The sequence below is a fragment of the Lutibacter flavus genome (genome assembly GCF_900188355.1).
GTDB lineage: Bacteria > Bacteroidota > Bacteroidia > Flavobacteriales > Flavobacteriaceae > Lutibacter > Lutibacter flavus.
Map to the genome: position 1 here is coordinate 1,142,003 of NZ_FZNX01000001.1, position 18,576 is coordinate 1,160,578.

At 29.9% G+C, this 18,576-nt stretch carries 17 protein-coding genes; 11 read left to right on the top strand and 6 right to left on the bottom strand.

Features of this window, described 5'->3' with window-relative positions; translation table 11 throughout:
* The 3 genes from CHB63_RS05025 to rpmH form a co-directional block, all read right to left on the bottom strand.
* On the bottom strand, nucleotides 1-357 hold a 357-nt coding region (locus CHB63_RS05025), incomplete at its 3' end, for a fasciclin domain-containing protein (RefSeq protein ID WP_176420256.1).
* A gap of 333 nt (nucleotides 358-690) precedes the next feature.
* Nucleotides 691-3,543 carry a carbamoyl-phosphate synthase large subunit gene (gene carB / locus CHB63_RS05030; protein WP_089377305.1) on the bottom strand — a complete coding sequence of 951 codons (2,853 nt, stop codon included), beginning with the start codon at nucleotides 3,541-3,543 and terminating at the stop codon, nucleotides 691-693.
* A gap of 141 nt (nucleotides 3,544-3,684) precedes the next feature.
* On the bottom strand, nucleotides 3,685-3,846 hold the full coding sequence (rpmH, locus tag CHB63_RS05035; protein ID WP_089377306.1) for a 50S ribosomal protein L34: 162 nt from the start codon (nucleotides 3,844-3,846) through the stop codon (nucleotides 3,685-3,687).
* 190 nt (nucleotides 3,847-4,036) lie between these two features.
* Here rpmH and CHB63_RS05040 point away from each other — a divergent pair, with 190 nt between their 5' ends.
* The 5 genes from CHB63_RS05040 (at nucleotide 4,037) to CHB63_RS05060 (ending at nucleotide 10,757) form a co-directional block, all read left to right on the top strand.
* Nucleotides 4,037-4,915, top strand: coding sequence for an SDR family oxidoreductase (locus CHB63_RS05040; RefSeq protein WP_089377307.1), 879 nt, complete (start codon nucleotides 4,037-4,039; stop codon nucleotides 4,913-4,915).
* A 223-nt stretch (nucleotides 4,916-5,138) separates the two neighbouring features.
* Complete coding sequence (locus CHB63_RS05045; protein WP_089377308.1) at nucleotides 5,139-6,752, top strand: CTP synthase; 1,614 nt, start codon at nucleotides 5,139-5,141, stop codon at nucleotides 6,750-6,752.
* Between the two features lie 108 nt (nucleotides 6,753-6,860).
* Nucleotides 6,861-8,756 (top strand): membrane protein insertase YidC, encoded by a 1,896-nt coding sequence (yidC, locus tag CHB63_RS05050; RefSeq protein WP_089377309.1) that lies wholly within the window; start codon nucleotides 6,861-6,863, stop codon nucleotides 8,754-8,756.
* Between the two features lie 79 nt (nucleotides 8,757-8,835).
* Nucleotides 8,836-9,264, top strand: a complete 429-nt coding sequence (locus CHB63_RS05055) for a hypothetical protein (protein WP_141107266.1) — start codon at nucleotides 8,836-8,838, stop codon at nucleotides 9,262-9,264.
* A 65-nt stretch (nucleotides 9,265-9,329) separates the two neighbouring features.
* Nucleotides 9,330-10,757 (top strand): bifunctional metallophosphatase/5'-nucleotidase, encoded by a 1,428-nt coding sequence (locus tag CHB63_RS05060; RefSeq protein ID WP_089377311.1) that lies wholly within the window; start codon nucleotides 9,330-9,332, stop codon nucleotides 10,755-10,757.
* Between the two features lie 65 nt (nucleotides 10,758-10,822).
* On the opposite strand, the gene CHB63_RS05065 is transcribed toward CHB63_RS05060, so the two are convergent.
* Together CHB63_RS05065 and CHB63_RS05070 are read right to left on the bottom strand one after the other, a co-directional pair.
* Nucleotides 10,823-11,773 carry a phosphoribosylaminoimidazolesuccinocarboxamide synthase gene (locus CHB63_RS05065; protein WP_089377312.1) on the bottom strand — a complete coding sequence of 317 codons (951 nt, stop codon included), beginning with the start codon at nucleotides 11,771-11,773 and terminating at the stop codon, nucleotides 10,823-10,825.
* Nucleotides 11,766-12,719 carry a PhoH family protein gene (locus CHB63_RS05070; RefSeq protein WP_089377313.1) on the bottom strand — a complete coding sequence of 318 codons (954 nt, stop codon included), beginning with the start codon at nucleotides 12,717-12,719 and terminating at the stop codon, nucleotides 11,766-11,768. Before CHB63_RS05070 ends, CHB63_RS05065 begins: the two co-directional genes overlap by 8 nt.
* 182 nt (nucleotides 12,720-12,901) lie before the next feature.
* Here CHB63_RS05070 and CHB63_RS05075 point away from each other — a divergent pair, with 182 nt between their 5' ends.
* From CHB63_RS05075 to CHB63_RS05100, 6 genes are all read left to right on the top strand, one after another.
* Nucleotides 12,902-13,732: an SAM hydrolase/SAM-dependent halogenase family protein gene (locus tag CHB63_RS05075; protein WP_089377314.1), complete on the top strand. Its 831-nt coding sequence runs from the start codon at nucleotides 12,902-12,904 to the stop codon at nucleotides 13,730-13,732.
* Nucleotides 13,733-13,741: 9 nt separating this feature from the next.
* The gene (locus CHB63_RS05080) at nucleotides 13,742-14,038 is read left to right on the top strand and encodes a putative quinol monooxygenase (protein WP_089377315.1); all 297 of its coding nucleotides are present in this window, start codon (nucleotides 13,742-13,744) and stop codon (nucleotides 14,036-14,038) included.
* Between the two features lie 9 nt (nucleotides 14,039-14,047).
* Entirely contained in the window at nucleotides 14,048-14,776 is a 729-nt protein-coding gene (gene gldF / locus CHB63_RS05085) for a gliding motility-associated ABC transporter permease subunit GldF (RefSeq protein ID WP_089377316.1), read from the top strand.
* Complete coding sequence (gene gldG, locus CHB63_RS05090; RefSeq protein ID WP_089377317.1) at nucleotides 14,766-16,406, top strand: gliding motility-associated ABC transporter substrate-binding protein GldG; 1,641 nt, start codon at nucleotides 14,766-14,768, stop codon at nucleotides 16,404-16,406. The genes gldF and gldG overlap by 11 nt, the downstream gene beginning before the upstream one ends.
* Before the next feature lie 99 nt (nucleotides 16,407-16,505).
* Nucleotides 16,506-17,351: a DUF2911 domain-containing protein gene (locus tag CHB63_RS05095; RefSeq protein WP_089377318.1), complete on the top strand. Its 846-nt coding sequence runs from the start codon at nucleotides 16,506-16,508 to the stop codon at nucleotides 17,349-17,351.
* Nucleotides 17,339-17,845 (top strand): DUF2911 domain-containing protein, encoded by a 507-nt coding sequence (locus CHB63_RS05100; protein WP_089377319.1) that lies wholly within the window; start codon nucleotides 17,339-17,341, stop codon nucleotides 17,843-17,845. Before CHB63_RS05095 ends, CHB63_RS05100 begins: the two co-directional genes overlap by 13 nt.
* Before the next feature lie 176 nt (nucleotides 17,846-18,021).
* On the opposite strand, the gene CHB63_RS05105 is transcribed toward CHB63_RS05100, so the two are convergent.
* A complete protein-coding gene (locus CHB63_RS05105; RefSeq protein WP_089377320.1) occupies nucleotides 18,022-18,567 on the bottom strand; it encodes a pyridoxamine 5'-phosphate oxidase family protein in 546 nt (181 codons plus the stop codon).
* Between the last annotated feature and the right edge of the window lie 9 nt (nucleotides 18,568-18,576).

Sequence of the window (18,576 nt, forward strand, 5' to 3'; positions counted from 1 at the left end):
TCCTCCTGATTGAACAGATCCACTAACAACATGGTTTAATAATATTTCTTTTAAAGCAGCAACCGGTACATCATCTAAACTATTAAAATTATTTGCAGTTAAAAATGCTGCAAAAGCGGCATTATCAGGAGCAAATACCGTAAATGGACCTTCTCCTTGTAACGTTTCTACTAAATCAGCTTTTTGAAGTGCTGCAAGCAGACTACTATAATTATCTTGATTCGCAACAACGAAATCAGCAATTGAATTTGTCATTGGTTCAGGTGTAATTTGCTCATCGTCGTCATCACATGAGACAAATGCTATTGCTAAGAAAGCAATAAATACTAGTTTGTGTAAATTTTTAAATGTTTTCATGATCTTTTTATTTTCGTTTTATTTCTATTTTGTTTTACAAATATACAAAAAGATTAAACAAAAACAAATAATGTTTAATCTTTTTTTATTTTAATTAAACATTTTATGTTTCGATTAAACAGTATATCGGATATAAAAAAATTTACGAAGTGATTAAAAATCAGTTACATCAAGTAATATAAGCCGTAATAATATGAAGATTTACTATTATAAACTTATTTAAAAATAAAGTAAAATATAAAAGGAAAAATAATTTTTGTTTTATAATAAATTGCATATAATAAACAAAAAGAGCCCCAAAAAGGAGCTCTTAACTTATATATGTAAAAATTACTATTTATTCAAGTACATTTTTCTACGAGAGTATAACTCATAAAATTGATCGTCTTTTAAGCTATCAATAAATAAAATACTCTCACCAGTTGATTTCATTTCTGGTCCAAGTTTTTTATCAACATTAGGAAATTTATTAAATGAAAATACTGGTTGTTTAATTGCAAATCCTTCTAGTTTAGGATTAAATTTAAAGTCTTTCACTTTATTTACACCTAACATTACCTTTGTTGCATAATTTACATAAGGTTCCTGGTATGCTTTAGCAATAAACGGCACCGTTCTAGAAGCTCTTGGATTTGCTTCAATTATATAAACAACATCATCTTTAATAGCAAATTGAATATTAATAAGACCAACTGTTTTTAAAGCTAAGGCAATCTTTTTAGTATGATCTTTTATTTGTTGCATCACAAATTCACCTAAATTAAATGGTGGCAATGTAGCATTTGAATCCCCTGAATGTACTCCACAAGGCTCAATATGTTCCATAATACCAATTATATACACATCTTCTCCATCACAAATTGCATCTGCTTCAGCTTCAATAGCTCCATCTAAATAATGGTCTAATAACAACATATTATTAGGTATCGTTCTTAATAAAGAAACAACATGTGTTTCTAACTCTTCTTTATTAATTACAATTTTCATTCCTTGGCCACCTAAAACATAAGATGGACGTACTAATATTGGAAAGTCTAATGTATCTGCAATAGCAGAAGCTTCATCTGCAGTTGTTGCAGTACCATATTGTGGAAATGGAATGTCTAACTCAACTAATAATTCAGAAAAACGCTTTCTATCTTCAGCTAAATCTAAGGCTTCATAACTGGTTCCTATAATTTTAACTCCCCATTTATCAAGCTTTTCTGCTAATTTTAAGGCTGTTTGCCCACCTAACTGAACAATAACACCTTCTGGTTTTTCGTGCTGAATGATATCATAAATATGTTCCCAAAAAACAGGCTCAAAGTATAATTTATCTGCTGTATCAAAATCTGTTGAAACAGTTTCAGGATTACAGTTAATCATAATAGTTTCATAACCAGCTTCTCTTGCTGCTAAAACCCCATGAACACAACAATAATCAAATTCTATCCCTTGTCCAATTCTATTTGGACCTGAACCTAACACAACTATTTTCTTTCTATCCGTTACTACACTTTCATTATCTGCATAACTACCACCATCAGCAGTAATCATTTTATTTTCAAAAGTAGAGTAGTAATATGGTGTTTGCGCTCCAAATTCAGCAGCACATGTATCAACTAACTTGTAAACTCTGTTTATATCTAAGTCTTGTCTTTTTGCATACACTTCGCTTTCCCAACAACCCAACATATGAGCTATTTGTCTGTCTGCAAACCCTTTTTGTTTTGCTTCCAACAACAATTCGTAAGATAATGTTGATAATTTATTTGTTGATATTTCAACCTCTAAAGCCAATAATTCTTCATATTGCTTTAAATACCACATATCAATTTTTGTGATTTCGTGGATTCTACTCAAAGGTATTCCCATTTGAATAGCATCATAAATTACGAATACACGATCCCAACTTGGATATGTTAATTTTTGAATTATTGTATCATAATCTTTTTCTCCTTTTCCATCTGCACCTAATCCGTTACGTTTAATCTCCAGCGATTGCGTTGCTTTGTGCAATGCTTCCTGAAATGAACGTCCAATTCCCATAACTTCACCAACTGATTTCATTTGTAAACCAACTGTTCTATCTGCTCCTTCAAATTTATCGAAATTCCAACGAGGTATTTTAACAATTACATAATCTAACGTTGGCTCAAATAAAGCTGAAGTTGTTTTTGTAATTTGATTGTTTAATTCATCTAAATGATAACCAATTGCCAATTTAGCAGCAATTTTTGCAATAGGGTAACCAGTTGCTTTTGATGCTAGTGCTGATGATCTGGAAACTCTTGGATTTATTTCAATAGCAATAATATCTTCTTTTTCATCTGGACTTACAGCAAACTGCACATTACATCCTCCTGCAAAATCACCAATTGAACGCATCATATGAATTGCCATATCACGCATTCTTTGAAAAGTTGTATCACTTAACGTCATTGCCGGAGCAACGGTTATAGAATCTCCAGTATGAATTCCCATTGGATCCATATTTTCGATTGTACAAATAATTACTACGTTATCATTTTTATCTCGTAATAATTCTAATTCATATTCTTTCCAGCCTAATAAAGCTTTGTCAATAATAACCTCATGAATAGGAGAAGCCTCTAAACCTCTACTTAATAAATCATCAAAATCTTTTTTATCATATACTATTGATGCTCCAAAACCACCTAAAGTAAATGATGGACGAATTACTAATGGAAAACCATATTCCTGCGCAATTTCTTTACCTTTTAAAAATGAAGTTGCAACTGTTGATGGCGCTTGTCCAATACCAATTTCAATCATTAGTTTTCTAAACTGCTCGCGGTCTTCAGTAATATTAATTGCATCAATATCAACACCTATCAATTCAACATTAAAATCTTCCCAAATACCTTTATCATCGGCTTCAATACATAAATTTAATGCAGTTTGACCACCCATTGTTGGTAAAACAGCATCTATATTTGGATGTATTTTTAAAATTTCGATTATAGATTTAGTCGTTAAAGGTTTTAAATATACGTTATCAGCCAATGACGGATCCGTCATAATTGTTGCTGGATTTGAGTTGATTAAAGTAACTTCAATCCCTTCTTCTTTTAACGATCTAATTGCTTGTGAACCAGAGTAATCAAATTCACATGCTTGGCCGATAATAATTGGACCTGAACCAATTATTAATATTGATTTAATGTTTGTATTCTTAGGCATTTCTTAAAGTAAAATATAATTCGTGTAAATATCCTTAATTTTTATTTTTTTATGAAAATTAGTTTTCAAAACTTATTAAAAAAACATAAAAAAAGGTGTTACTAAAAAAAGTAACACCTTATATATAAAACTATTGTTTCATTATCTCTTTGGTTTTGGGGCTGAAGAAACGCTTAAATTTTTTCTTCCTTTAGCTCTTCTTCTAGCTAAAACCTTTCTTCCAGTAGCGCTAGCCATACGTTCTCTAAATCCGTGTTTATTTCTTCTCTTTCTTTTTGATGGCTGGTAAGTTCTTTTTGGCATTACTTATATATTTTAAAATCGTGTTTCTTTAGTTATTGCATTCTATTCGAATTCATCTCCTTAAAAGCGTTGGCAAATATACAATTACTTTTGTGTTTGACAAACAGAATTTAAAAAAAAATAAAAAATTTATTTTAAAGTCTAAAACAGGAAAAAATCCTATTTTTATAAAAACCAAATTTAGTGAATTATGTATCAAAAACCAATGCTTAAAGAAGGAAGTTTAAAAGACCTAGTTATTGTAGTTACTGGTGGTGGTAGTGGCTTGGGAAAAGCTATGAGCACTTATTTTTTAGAACTGGGAGCGCACGTGGTAATTACATCAAGAAATATTGAAAAATTAAACAAGGCTAAAATTGAATTAGAAGAAAAAACTGGTGGAAAAGTTTTAGCTGTACAATGTGATGTTAGAAATTATAATGAAGTTGAAGTTGTTTTAGCGGAAACGCTTAAAGAATTTGGAAAAGTTGACGGACTTTTAAACAACGCTGCGGGTAATTTTATAAGTCCAACGGAGCGTTTATCTGCAAATGCATTTGATACTATAATTGATATTGTTTTAAAAGGAAGCAAAAATTTCACTTTGGCTTTTGGTAAACATTGGATTAACACAAAGCAAAAAAAAGCAACTATTTTAAATATTGTAACAACTTATGCCTGGACTGGCTCTGCATATGTAGTTCCTTCTGCAACTGCAAAAGCTGGCGTGTTGGCAATGACGCGTTCTTTGGCTGTAGAATGGGCTAAATATGGAATTCGTTCTAACGCAATTGCACCCGGCCCCTTCCCTACCAAAGGCGCTTGGGACCGGTTATTACCCGGAGATTTAAAAGAGAAGTTTGATATGAAAAAGAAAGTTCCCGTTGGTAGAGTTGGTGTACATCAGGAATTAGCAAACTTAGCAGCTTATTTAATGAGTGATTTTTCAGCTTATATTAATGGTGAAGTAATTACTATAGATGGTGGTGAATGGCTGAAAGGCGCAGGTGAATTTAATATGTTAGAAGAAGTTCCTGAAGAAATGTGGGATATGTTGGAAGCTATGATACGTAGTAAGAAAAAGAAGTAATAAAAAAAAATTAACGTTGTTTAACTCTGTATATAAATCATTAAAACGATTTATTTACTGTAATTATAAAAATTAACTATCTATCCTATTAACAAAGAAACTATTTTTAATAAGATTCTTTAATTTTTCAAACATATTTAACCCTTCAAATTATTAAAATTTTGAAGGATTCTTTTTTTGTAAACTAAAATAGAGTTAGTACTTTTGCCCAAACCTACAGATAATGAAAAATACGAAATATGTTTTTGTAACCGGAGGCGTTACTTCTTCACTTGGAAAAGGGATTATAGCTGCTTCACTTGCAAAATTATTACAGGAACGTGGATACTCTGTAACCATTCAAAAACTAGATCCATACATAAATATAGACCCAGGAACATTAAATCCTTATGAGCACGGCGAATGCTATGTAACTGATGATGGTGCTGAAACCGATTTAGATTTAGGGCATTACGAACGTTTTTTAAACATTCCTACTTCACAAGCAAACAATGTTACAACTGGTAGAATTTACCAATCGGTTATAGATAAAGAACGTAAAGGTGAATTTTTAGGAAAAACGGTACAAGTTATTCCTCATATTACAGATGAAATTAAAGAAAGAATTCAAATTTTAGGTAATACTGGTGAATTTGATATAGTTATTACTGAAATTGGTGGAACTGTTGGCGATATAGAATCGTTACCTTATGTTGAATCTGTTCGACAGTTATTATGGGAATTAGGTCATGAAAATGCAATTGTTATTCATTTAACATTGGTTCCTTATTTAGCTGCTGCAGGTGAATTAAAAACAAAACCTACACAGCACTCCGTTAAAATGTTAATGCAAAGTGGTGTAAGTCCTGATATTTTAGTTTGTAGAACCGAGCACGAAATTTCCGATTCAATTAAAGAAAAATTAGCATTATTCTGTAATGTTAAAAAAGAAGATGTAATTGAATCTATTGATGCAGAAACAATTTACGACGTTCCTAATTTAATGTTAGACGAAGGCTTAGATGTAGTTGTATTAAAAAAATTACAACTACCTATAGACAAGCAACCAAAATTATTAGTTTGGAATCAGTTTTTAACTAAATTTAAAAACCCAAAACACACTGTAGAAATTGGATTGATTGGTAAATATGTTGAATTAAAAGATGCTTATAAATCAATTACTGAGGCATTTATACATGCGGGTGCTCAAAATCAAATTAAAGTAAACATCAATTGGATTCATTCTGAAGATTTAACCGTGACAAATGTTCCAAGAAAATTGAAAAATTTAAATGGGATTTTGGTAGCGCCTGGTTTTGGAGGTAGAGGAATTGAGGGTAAAATTGAAGCTGTTAGATATGCAAGAGAAAACAAGATTCCATTTTTTGGTATTTGTTTAGGAATGCAAATGGCAGTTATTGAATTTTCTAGAAATGTTTTAGGATTAAAAGATGCCAATTCTATAGAAATGGATGAAGAAACTTCAAACCCAGTTATTAATTTAATGGAGGAACAAAAAAGTGTTGTTAATTATGGCGGAACAATGCGATTAGGTGCCTGGGATTGTAAATTAGCTAAAGACAGTAAAGTATATAGTATTTATAATAAAGAATTAATAAGCGAACGTCACAGACATAGATATGAATTTAACAACGATTATTTAGAGCAAGTAGAAAATGCTGGTATGATTTCAACGGGTAAAAACCCTAAAACTGATTTGGTTGAAGTAATTGAAATTCCTTCGCATCCTTGGTTTGTAGGAGTTCAATACCATCCGGAATATAAAAGTACTGTGTTAAATCCACATCCTTTATTTGTTGATTTTGTAAAAGCTTCTTTGGAACACTCTTTGAGCTAATATAGAATCATTAATAAAAACTAATAATTAACCTTACATTTAGTACATTTGTCGGGCTTTTTAAGACTTTTTAGAAAGCTAATGACAAATTGACATTTAAATATACACATGGAAGAAAAGAAATTTGATTTTAATTCACTGATAGGTTTTGTTTTACTTGGAGCAATAATGTTATGGTGGATGTACACTAATCAGCCAACACCTGAAGAATTAGAAGCAGAAAAAAATAAACAAACAGAACAAGTTCAAGAAGAAACAATTTCTTCTTCTTTTGAAAAATCTGAAAACAACACTCAAACGGTATTACAAGGCACAGATTCAATTTCGTTGGCAAATGCAAAAAGTCAATTAGGTGATTTCGCCTACTCTGCTACAGTTGCAGATTCTGAAACTATTTTAGAAAACGACGTTCTTAAATTAGTTATTTCAAACAAAGGTGGTCAAATAAAAGAAGCTTTAATTAAGAATTTTGTTACCTATGATTCTTTACCACTTTATATGATTGAAAAGCAAAATGCTTCTTTTAATATAAATTTTGGAACTTCAGGAAATAGAATTTTAAATACAAAAGATTTACTATTTGAACCTAAATTAACTACTAATGGTGAAAACCAAGTGCTTTCTATGAGACTTAAAGTTTCAAATGACAAGTATTTGGAGTATAGATATGAAATGACACCAAGTGAATACATGGTTAATTTTAATGTTCGTTCACAAGGTTTGAGCTCAACTCTTAATTCAGCACAACAAATTACATTAGATTGGAACCTAAAAGGATTCAGACACGAAAAAAGCATTCGTTATGAAAACCAACAAACTGAAATGTATTATGAAAAAGAATCAGAAGATATCGACTATCTTTCTGTTGGTGGTGAAGATGATGCAGACGAAACAGATGTAAACTGGGTAGCATTTAAACAACACTTTTTCTCTTCAATTTTAATTTCTGAAAAAGCATTTGAAACTGCCAGATTAGATTCTAAAACATTAACCCAAGACGAAGAAATTGATACTGTATTTACCAAAGAGTTTCATTTAAAAGCTCCGTTAGCTTTAGAAGGTGGAGAATTAAATTATGATATGAAATGGTATATTGGACCAAATGATTATCAGATTCTAAAAAAATACGATCGAAATTTAAAGGAAGTTGTAAACTTAGGTTGGGGAATTTTCGGTTATATAAACCGATTGGTTTTTGTTCCGGTTTTTAACCTTTTACAAGGTTTTATTGGTAATTACGGTTTAATTATTATTCTACTAACTATTATAGTTAGAATTATCATGTCTCCTTTAGTGTATAAATCTTATTTATCCAGTGCAAAAATGAAGGTGTTAAAACCTGAAATGGAAGAGATAAACACGCGTTTACCAGGTAAAGAAAATGCAATGAAACGTCAACAAGAAACAATGGCAGTTCAAAGCAAAGCTGGTGTTAGCCCTCTTGCTGGTTGTATTCCAGCACTTTTACAAATGCCTGTTTTCTTTGCTCTATTTAGATTTTTCCCATCAAATATAGATTTAAGACAAAAAGGATTTTTATGGGCAGATGATTTATCGGCATATGATTCTGTATTTGAACTTCCATTTACAATTCCAATGTATGGATCACATATTAGTTTATTTCCAATATTAGCATCTATAGCAATTTTCTTTTATATGAGAATGAGCCAAAGTCAACAAATGGGTATGCAGCAGCCTACACAAGAAGGAATGCCAGATATGCAGAAAATGATGAAAATGATGATGTATTTTTCACCAGTAATGATGTTGGTATTCTTTAATATGTATGCGAGTAGTTTAAGTTTGTACTACTTTGTTTCTAACTTATTAACAATTACAATTATGTTAGTTATTAAGAATTACATAATTGACGAAGACAAAATTCACGCTAAAATTCAGGAAAACAAAAAGAAGCCTAAAAAGGAAAGCAAGTTTAAAAAGCGTTTAAATGATGCAATGAAACAAGCTCAAGATCAACAGGCAAAACAGAAAAAGAATAAGTAAAACGTACCATTTATAAAGAAAGAGTCCTTTTATTTTTATTAAAAGGACTTTTTTTTTAGATTTATAAAAAATGTTACAAATGTCAAAACTGAAAAGTTTTTATATAATATTATCAGAAAGCAATCTTGTTATCGAACATCATCAAGGCACCTTAAATGTAGATTCTTATATAAAATTTAAAAAACAGCTTTTAGAAGATCCTTTATTTAAAACGAATATGAATTATTATATTCACCTTAAAGATGTATTTTTTTCAACCACTAAACCCGATATTAAAAAATACATTAAATATATGGCTAGTATTTATGATATTATAGGAAATCGAAAGCTTGCACTTGTTACAAGTACTCCAAATCAAGTAGTTCCAATAACAATTTATAAAAGTTTAGAAGGCGATTTAAATCAAGAATCAAAAATATTTTCAACCACTGAAATGGCTTTACATTGGTTAAATATAGATGATGAGTCTATTGAAAGTATCATTAATACCATTAGTGAATATAAATAAACTTTCTATGAAGAGTAAATAATTAAGATTATTCCAAAATGTAAACTTTTCTTTTAAAATAAATTATGATGTTTTTTAAACAGTTATTTAAATATTATTTTATTTTTATTTTATTTCTTTCTTGTTCCAAGAATGAAAATAATGCTACCCCACTAATTGAATCTTCTTCAAAAGAATTAACCATTTTTCATATAAATGATCAACACGGACGATTGGCTAATTTTTCAAAAATTAAATATATTATTGATCAGGAAAAAGAAAAAACAAATGTAATAGTAGTATGTGGAGGTGATATTTTTTCTGGAAACCCTGTTGTGGATAACCATGATGAAAAAGGTTTTCCAATGATAGATTTAATGAATAAAGTTGGATTTGATGTGTCTGTTATTGGCAATCACGAATTTGATTATGGCGAAGCTATTTTAAAAGATCGTTTTCAACAATCACAATTTGATTGGGTTTGCGCCAACGTAAATATGAATGCTACAGGAATTCCTGAACCAAACGAATACAAAACAATAATAAAAAATAATGTAAAAATCACATTTTTAGGTCTTGTTGAAACTAACGGAAAAGAAAATGCAACAATCCCTTCAACCCACCCATGGAGAGTACAAAATTTAACTTTTGAAGATTATAGAGATGTTGCAGCCAATTATAGTGAAGTTAAAGAAAATGAACAATCAGATTTATTTATAGCGCTTACACATTTAGGAAATTCATCTGATGAGAGATTAGCTACAAACTTCCCATATTTTGATATCATTATTGGAGGACATTCCCATTCTAAAGATAATGAAACTATAAACAACATTCCTATTTTTCAAGCTGGTTCTAATTTAAATTATCTTGGAAAACTGCAATTGGTTATAAATAACAAAAAAGTTGAAAGTTTAGATTATGAATTAATTGATTTGGGAAAATTTTCCGACTATGATTCAACCTTAAAAGAACTTGTAGATAGTTATAATGAAGAAGCTGATTTAGATGGAGTTATAGGTTTTTCAGAAGCCTATCATTCTAAAAGTGCAGTAGGTAGTTTTTATACAGATGCTTTGAGAATGGAAATGAATGTCGATATTTCTTTTCAAAATACTGGAGGAGTAAGAAATAGCCTGAATGAAGGTGATATTTTAAAACGAGAAATTTATAGTATAGATCCATTTAATAATGGAAGTGTTACTTATACCATGACGGTTAAAGAAATTAAAGATTTTTTAAAAGGTAGCAAAGCTGCAATTTATTATTCTGGTATAGAATTAGAACAAGAAAATGGTTTTATTACCATGTATAAAAACCAGCAAGAACTAAACGATAATATTAGCTTAACTATTGGGATAAACGACTATATTCCTGCAGTATATGACCAATATTTTACACAAACCCCAAGTTATACATCTAATACTACTGCTGAAACTATTATTAATTATTTAGAAAATACAACTACCCCAATTAATTACACTCAAATAAATAATTATTTTCAATTTCAGTAGTTTAAAAAAAGGAACAAAAAAAAGGTCATACATTTCTGTATGACCTTTTTTTAAAAATAAATTTTTCACTTATTTAAAAATGAAAGTACATTTTTTTCAATTCTTTGGGTAATATTACTAACATCCGATTTTACAAATGTTTCACCTGTAATATTCTCGTATAATTCTATATATCTATCAGAAATTTCATTGATTTTTTCATCTGTCATTTCTGGAATACTCTGCCCTTCCAATCCTTGAAAACCATTTTCAATTAACCATTGACGCACAAATTCTTTAGATAATTGTTTTTGTGTTTCTCCTTTATTTTGTCTTTCCTGATAACCATCCGCATAAAAATAACGAGAAGAATCTGGTGTGTGAATTTCATCAATCAACACAATTTTTCCGTCCTTGGTTTTTCCAAATTCATATTTTGTATCTACCAAAATTAAACCACGTTCGGCAGCAATTTCTGTACCTCTTTGAAATAAAGCTTTCGTATATTTTTCTAATACTTCATAATCTTCTTTAGAAACAATTCCTTTGGCTAAAATGTTTTCTTTGGAGATATCTTCATCATGTGCTCCGTTAGCCGCTTTTGTTGAAGGTGTTATAATAGGTTCAGGAAATTTATCATTCTCTTTCATTCCTTCTGGCATAGCAACACCACATAACAATCTTTTTCCTGCCTTATATTCTCTGGCCGCATGACCTGATAAATAGCCTCTAATTACCATTTCAACTTTAAAAGGAGTGCATAAATGTCCAATCGCCACATTTGGATCTGGTATTGCGATAATCCAATTCGGTACAATATCTTTAGTTGCATCCATCATTTTAGATGCAATTTGATTTAATATCTGGCCTTTAAATGGAATTTGCTTAGGCATTACAACATCAAAAGCAGATAGCCTATCTGAAGCAATCATTACCAATAATTCATCATTAATATTATAAACTTCTCTTACCTTTCCTTTATAAACTGATTTTTGTTTTGGAAAGTTAAATGCTGTGTTATTAATTGTATTACTCATTACCTACTTCTATGCTTTTATATGCTGAAATTATTTCTTTAACTAATCTATGTCTTATTACATCTTTTTCATCTAAATGTACAAATGCTATTCCTTTTACATTTTTTAAAGTAAGCATTGCTTCCTTTAATCCAGATACTTGTCTGCGAGGTAAATCAATTTGACCTGGATCTCCATTAATCACAAATTTAGCATTTTTACCCATTCGTGTCAAAAACATTTTCATTTGGTTATGGGTAGTATTTTGAGCTTCATCTAAAATAACAAATGCATTATCTAACGTTCTACCACGCATAAATGCCAACGGTGCAATTTGAATTACTCCCTTTTCAATGTAAGAATCGAGTTTTTCAAAAGGGATCATATCTCTTAATGCATCATATAATGGTTGCATATATGGATCTAATTTTTCTTTTAAATCACCTGGTAAAAAACCTAAATTTTCCCCTGATTCAACAGCTGGTCTTGTTAACACAATTTTTCGAACTTCCTTTTCTTTTAACGCCTTAACAGCCAAAGCAACCGCCGTATATGTTTTTCCAGTTCCTGCTGGTCCAATTGCAAAAAGCATATCATTTTTCTCCATCAAGTCAACCATTTTTCTTTGGTTAACCGTTTGAGGTTTAATCAATTTACCTCCAACACCGTGAACTAATACACCATCTGCAAATTTTGAAGCTTTATGTTCCTTTCCATTGGATGTTAAAATACGTTCAATACTATTTTCGTCTAACTTATTATAGCGATTAAAATATTTAATTAACATCTCTAATCGCTTTTCAAATTCATCTAAAATATTGGGTTCTCCATAAGCTTTTAAATTATTACCTCTGGCAACTATTTTTAATTTTGGGTAATACTTCCTTAAAATATCAACATTATAGTTTTGAGTACCAAACAAGTCGCTTGGGTTTATCTCTGTTAGCTCAATAATACGTTCGTTCAAATGATATATGTGTTAAGTTTAAATGATAATAATCTATGCAAAATAACCGAATAATTGATTAGATTTGCATAACAAATTTAATTATATCAAGTTACAATAATTAATTCTAAACAAATAAGTTTTGAACATTTTATTAAGTTAATTAAATTGTAAATTTTAAAAAAAAATCGCGTTTTTCTCATATGTCAATTATTACTTTAACTACTGATTTTGGTACAAAAGACCACTTTGTTGGCTCAGTAAAAGGGACTATTTATGGTGAATTACCTGACGCAAGAATTGTTGATATATCTCATCACATATCTCCTTTTAATATAACTGAAACAGCGTATGTTTTAAAAAATGCCTATAAAAGTTTTCCTGAAGGTAGTATCCATATTATAGGAGTAGATTCTGAACTTAATGAAGAAAATAAACACATCGCATTAAAGTTAGACAATCACTATTTTATTTGTGCAGATAATGGTGTAATTTCTCTATTGGCAGCAGAAATAAAACCCGAAAAAATTGTAGAAATAAACATTCACGATCGTATTGAAACTAGTTTCCCTGTTTTAGATGTTTTTGTTAAAGTTGCTTGTCATATTGCCAGAGGAGGAACGTTGGAAATAATTGGTAAAATAATTCCTGATTTTAAAAGATTAATAGAATTACAACCGTCTATTTCTGTAGATAACAAAGCAATTTTTGGGAATATTATTTATATCGATAATTACGGAAACTCCATAAGTAATATTAGTAAAAAATTATTTCAGGAAGTTGGAAAAGGTCGGGATTTTGAAATAACAGCAAATAAATATACATTTAAAAAGATTTATTCAAAATACAGTGAATTTGTTGATTTTTCCATTCCAAAAGAGCAACGACAAAAAGATGGAAGTAAATTAGCTTTATTTAATTCTGCCAATTATTTAGAAATTTCTATGTATAGAAGCAACTTAAATACAGTTGGTGGTGCATCATCACTACTTGGTTTAAATTACAGAGATGTAATTACCTTAAAATTTATTTAACGTTAAATTATGTTTGTTAGAATTGTAAAAATGAGTTTTGAGCCTTCAAAAATTGATATATTTCTTAAAAACTTCAATAACAGCAAAGAAAAAATACGAAACACCAGTGGTTGTCGTTTATTAGAATTATACAGAGATAAAAACGAACCGTCCATATTTTTTACCTATAGTTATTGGGAATCTGAACGGGATTTAGAAAATTATAGAAATTCAGATTTATTTAAATCTGTTTGGGCAAAAACAAAAGTATTGTTTAACGATAAACCAGTAGCCTGGAGTGTTGATAAAGTTGATAGTTTACCTTAAAAATAATTAATGAAATCCATTCTAAAAAAAGAACTTAATTCATTTTTTTCTTCACCAATTGGTTATTTGGTAATAACTGTTTATTTACTAATAAATGGGTTATTTTTATGGGTTTTTGAAGGTGATTTTAATATTCTACATGCAGGGTTTGCCGATTTAAATGGTTACTTTTTTCTTGCTCCCTGGATATTTTTATTTTTGATTCCGGCAATTACAATGCGCAGCTTTTCTGATGAATTTAATACCGGGACCATCGAAATTTTAAAAACCAAACCAATTACAGACTGGCAAATAATTTTAGGTAAATATTTTGGTGCGTTAATTTTGGTTGTTTTAGCAATAATTCCAACACTTATTTATATGTATAGCATTTATCAATTAGGGAATCCTGTTGGTAATATTAACTTTGGTACTACGTTTGGATCGTTTTTAGGGTTGCTATTTTTAGTAAGTGCCTACGCTGCTATCGGAATTTTTTGTTCAACAATTTCAAAAAATCAAATTGTATCTTTTATAATTTCGGTCTGTATTTCATTCTTTTTATATTATGGATTTGAAGCATTGGCCACTAATAATTTGTTTGGAAACTTAGATTATTTTATTCAAAAATTGGGAATGAATGAGCACTATACGAGTATTAGTAAAGGTGTTATTGATACGCGAGATTTAGTTTACTTTATTTCAGTTACTTTTTTGTTTTTATTTTTAACTAAAATCAGAATACAAAATGAAAAATAAGTATTCTAAAATAGTATCTATAATTTTTGGATTACTATTAATAAATTTCTTAGCTTCAAGCGTTTACAAACGATTTGATTTAACAGAAGACCAGAGATATACCTTATCCCCTGCTACTAAAAATATTGTAAAAACTGTTGATGAGATTGTATTGGTGAAAGTTTATTTACAAGGAGATTTCCCTTCTGAATTTAAGCGTTTACAAACAGAAACAAAACTACTTTTAGAAGAGCTCAAAACACTAAATAAAAATGTTCAATTCAGGTTTATAAATCCAACAGATATTGCTCAGGAATTAATTGAAAAAGGATTGGAGCCTAGTAGATTACAAGTACAGGAAAATGGTAAAGTATCAGAAATTGTAATTTTTCCTTTTGCTGAAATTAACTATAAAAGCAAAACTGAAATTATTCCGCTATTAAAAGATATTTATACAAATTCCCAAGACGAACAATTAGAAAGTTCAATTCAAAATTTAGAATATGCTTTTGCAAATGGAATTCATAAAATAACTTCAAAAAAGTCTAAAAAAATTGCAATTATTAAAGGTAATGGAGAATTGAACGATATTTACATTGCCGATTTTTTATTAAAACTTGGCGAATATTACCTTCTTGCTCCTATAACACTTGATTCTGTTGTAAGTCAACCTGAAAAAACATTAACTGAACTATCCAATTTTGATTTAGCAATTATAGCAAAACCTACTGAAAAATTTTCTGAACAAGAAAAATATACGCTTGATCAATTTATTATGAATGGTGGAAAATCGATTTGGTTAATTGATAATGTAGTAGCTGAATTAGATAGTCTAATCCAAACTGGAGAAACTTTAGTGTATCCAAGAGATTTAGGATTAACGGATTTATTTTTTAATTATGGCATAAGAATTAACTCAGATTTAGTTACAGACTTGTATAGTTCTCAAATTCCGTTAGCCACTGGAAATATTGGAAATCAAACTCAATTTTCTGATTTTCAGTGGAATTATTTTCCTTTGGTAAATTCTTTAAACAATCATGCTATAACCATAAATACGGAGGCTGTTAATTTTAAATTTACTAATAGTATTGACACTTTAAAAAACAACATTTCTAAAACAATATTATTACAAAGTTCTCCGCTTTCAACAACCACTGGAACTCCATCAATTGTAACTTTAAAATCAATCACTCAAAAACCAAATCAAGCGGAGTTTAATAACGGAAACAAACCGCTCGCTGTTTTACTGGAAGGTTCGTTTAAATCGGCATACAACAGTCGGGTAAAACCATTCAATTTTAATAATTCTAAAGAAGTTGGTCTGCCTTCAAAAATGATCGTTATTTCTGATGGTGATGTTATTGCTAATGAAGTTTCAAAAGGTCAGCCCCTTGAATTAGGCTTAAATAAATGGACCAATCAACTTTATGGTAATAAGGAGTTTTTACTAAATGCAGTAAACTATTTATTAGACGACTCCGGATTAATAAATATACGATCAAAAACTATTAAAATAGCCTTTTTAGATAAACAAAAAGCATATGAACAAGCTTATAAATGGCAATTTATAAATGTGCTTTTTCCTTTAATAATTCTTGGTGTTTTTGGATTTCTTATCAGTTATTTCAGAAAGAAAAAGTATCAATAAACCAAATTACACTACTTCTTAAATTTATGTTAAAAATAAATCTACTCGAAAAACAGGCTATTTATTGTTATATTTGTATTAAACCTAAATATAATTATTATGCTAAAAAAATTATGTATCCTTTTGGTCTTTGTTGGAGCAATTTCAACAACTACCGCACAAATTAAAACACCTCAACCAAGTCCTTTTTCAAAAATAGAACAAGTTGTAGGCCTTACAGATGTTACCTTAGAATATTCAAGACCCGCTATGCGAGGTAGAACTATTTTTGGTGATTTAGTTCCCTATGGTAAAGTTTGGAGAACCGGAGCCAATGCAAACTCTAAAATTACATTTAGTGATAATGTTATTATTGATGGAAAAAAATTAGTAAAAGGAACCTACGCTATTTTTACAATTCCAAATGAAACTTCTTGGGATGTAATATTTTATACTGATACTAACAACTGGGGAACTCCACAAAAATGGGATGAAGCCAAAGTTGCTATAAAAACAACTGCTCAGGTTCAAGAAATGCCTATGGATATAGACTCTTTTACAATGACTCTTGATAATCTTAAAACAGGTTCAGCCGATTTAGGAATACTTTGGGAAAATGTGTATGTTGGAGTAACTTTTGAAGTTCCTACTGATAAAATTACATCTAAAAGTATAGAAACTGTTATGGCCGGACCTTCAGGTAACGATTATTTTCAAGCTGCTTCATATTACCACACAGAAGGGAAAGATTTAAAACAAGCTTTAGAATGGATGAAAAAAGCAACAGAAGGTGACGACGATCCTGAATTTTGGTATTTACGCAGAATGAGCTTAATTCAAGCTGATTTGGGAGACAAAGCTGGAGCAATTAAAACTGCAAAACAATCTCTTGCCGGTGCTGAAAAAGCTGGAAACGCAGATTATGTTAAGATGAATAAAGAATCAATTGCTGAATGGCAAAAATAATTATGACAAAATTTAAAATATTACTTATTTTCCTACTTGTTACAACGGTAACTTTTGCACAAAAAAGCCCGAGAAAACAAGTAAATGGAAAAATTGGAGCCGTTACAGTTGATGTAGACTATGGTGCTCCAAGTGTTAAAGATAGAACCATTTGGGGAGAATTAGTTCCGTATAGCAAAGTATGGCGAGCTGGTGCAAATGAAAATACAACGATTTCATTTGATAAAGATGTTAAAATTGATGGAAAAAATGTTCCTGCTGGTAAATATGGTTTTTTTATTATACCAAATAGTAGTGAGCAATGGACTATCATTTTAAGCAAAAAAAATGACAGCTGGGGATCAAATGGATATAAAGAGGCAGACGATCTTTTAAGATATCACATCACACCTGAAATGGTTGATGAAAATCAAGAACTTTTACAGTATTCAATTGGTGAAAAAGCAATTAATTTTGCCTGGGCAAAAGTTAGATTTGTTATTCCAATTGAATAAACTTTTCAATATTAAATCATAAAAAAAACACCTCAATTGAGGTGTTTTTTTGTTATAGTATTCAAGCTTAATTTTCGTCAACCTTAACTTGTTTCAGAATCTCATCAATCACTATGAGAACCTGAAACTAGTTAAGAATGAAGTCTTTAAATGCTTTTAAACAACCTTACTAATTTCTAATTACCTATTATTTTTGTTTCAAATCCATCAATGCTTTTAGTGTTTTTTTCTTCCCAATATTTTTCAATTTTGGAAGTCCCTTGTTTATCAGCCCAGGAATTAAGCATTGTTCTTTCCCCTTTAAAATCCATAAATGGAACTGCAAAACCACATGAAGTCTGAACTAAATCTATATCCATTTCAATAATTTGACGTGTTCCGGTATATGTAGGAAACAAGTTCACATATTCATTAAATTGTTCATCTCTTTTATGATAAATTTTCGCATTTCCATACAATCTCAATATTTGCGGACTTCCTTCAAAAGCACAAAAAAGTATTGTCATTCTATCGTTTTTAATTAAGTGAGCCGCTGTTTCATTTCCACTACCTGTTAAATTTAGCCAGACAATTTTATTATCATTTAAAACTCTAAAACTGTCAACACCTTTTGGAGAAATATTCACGTTTCCTTGTTCCGCCGCAGTTCCAACAAAAAAAATATGTTGATTTTTAATAAAATCAATTAATTCTGGTGTTAATTTATCTAATTTTTTTCCCATTTATTAAAC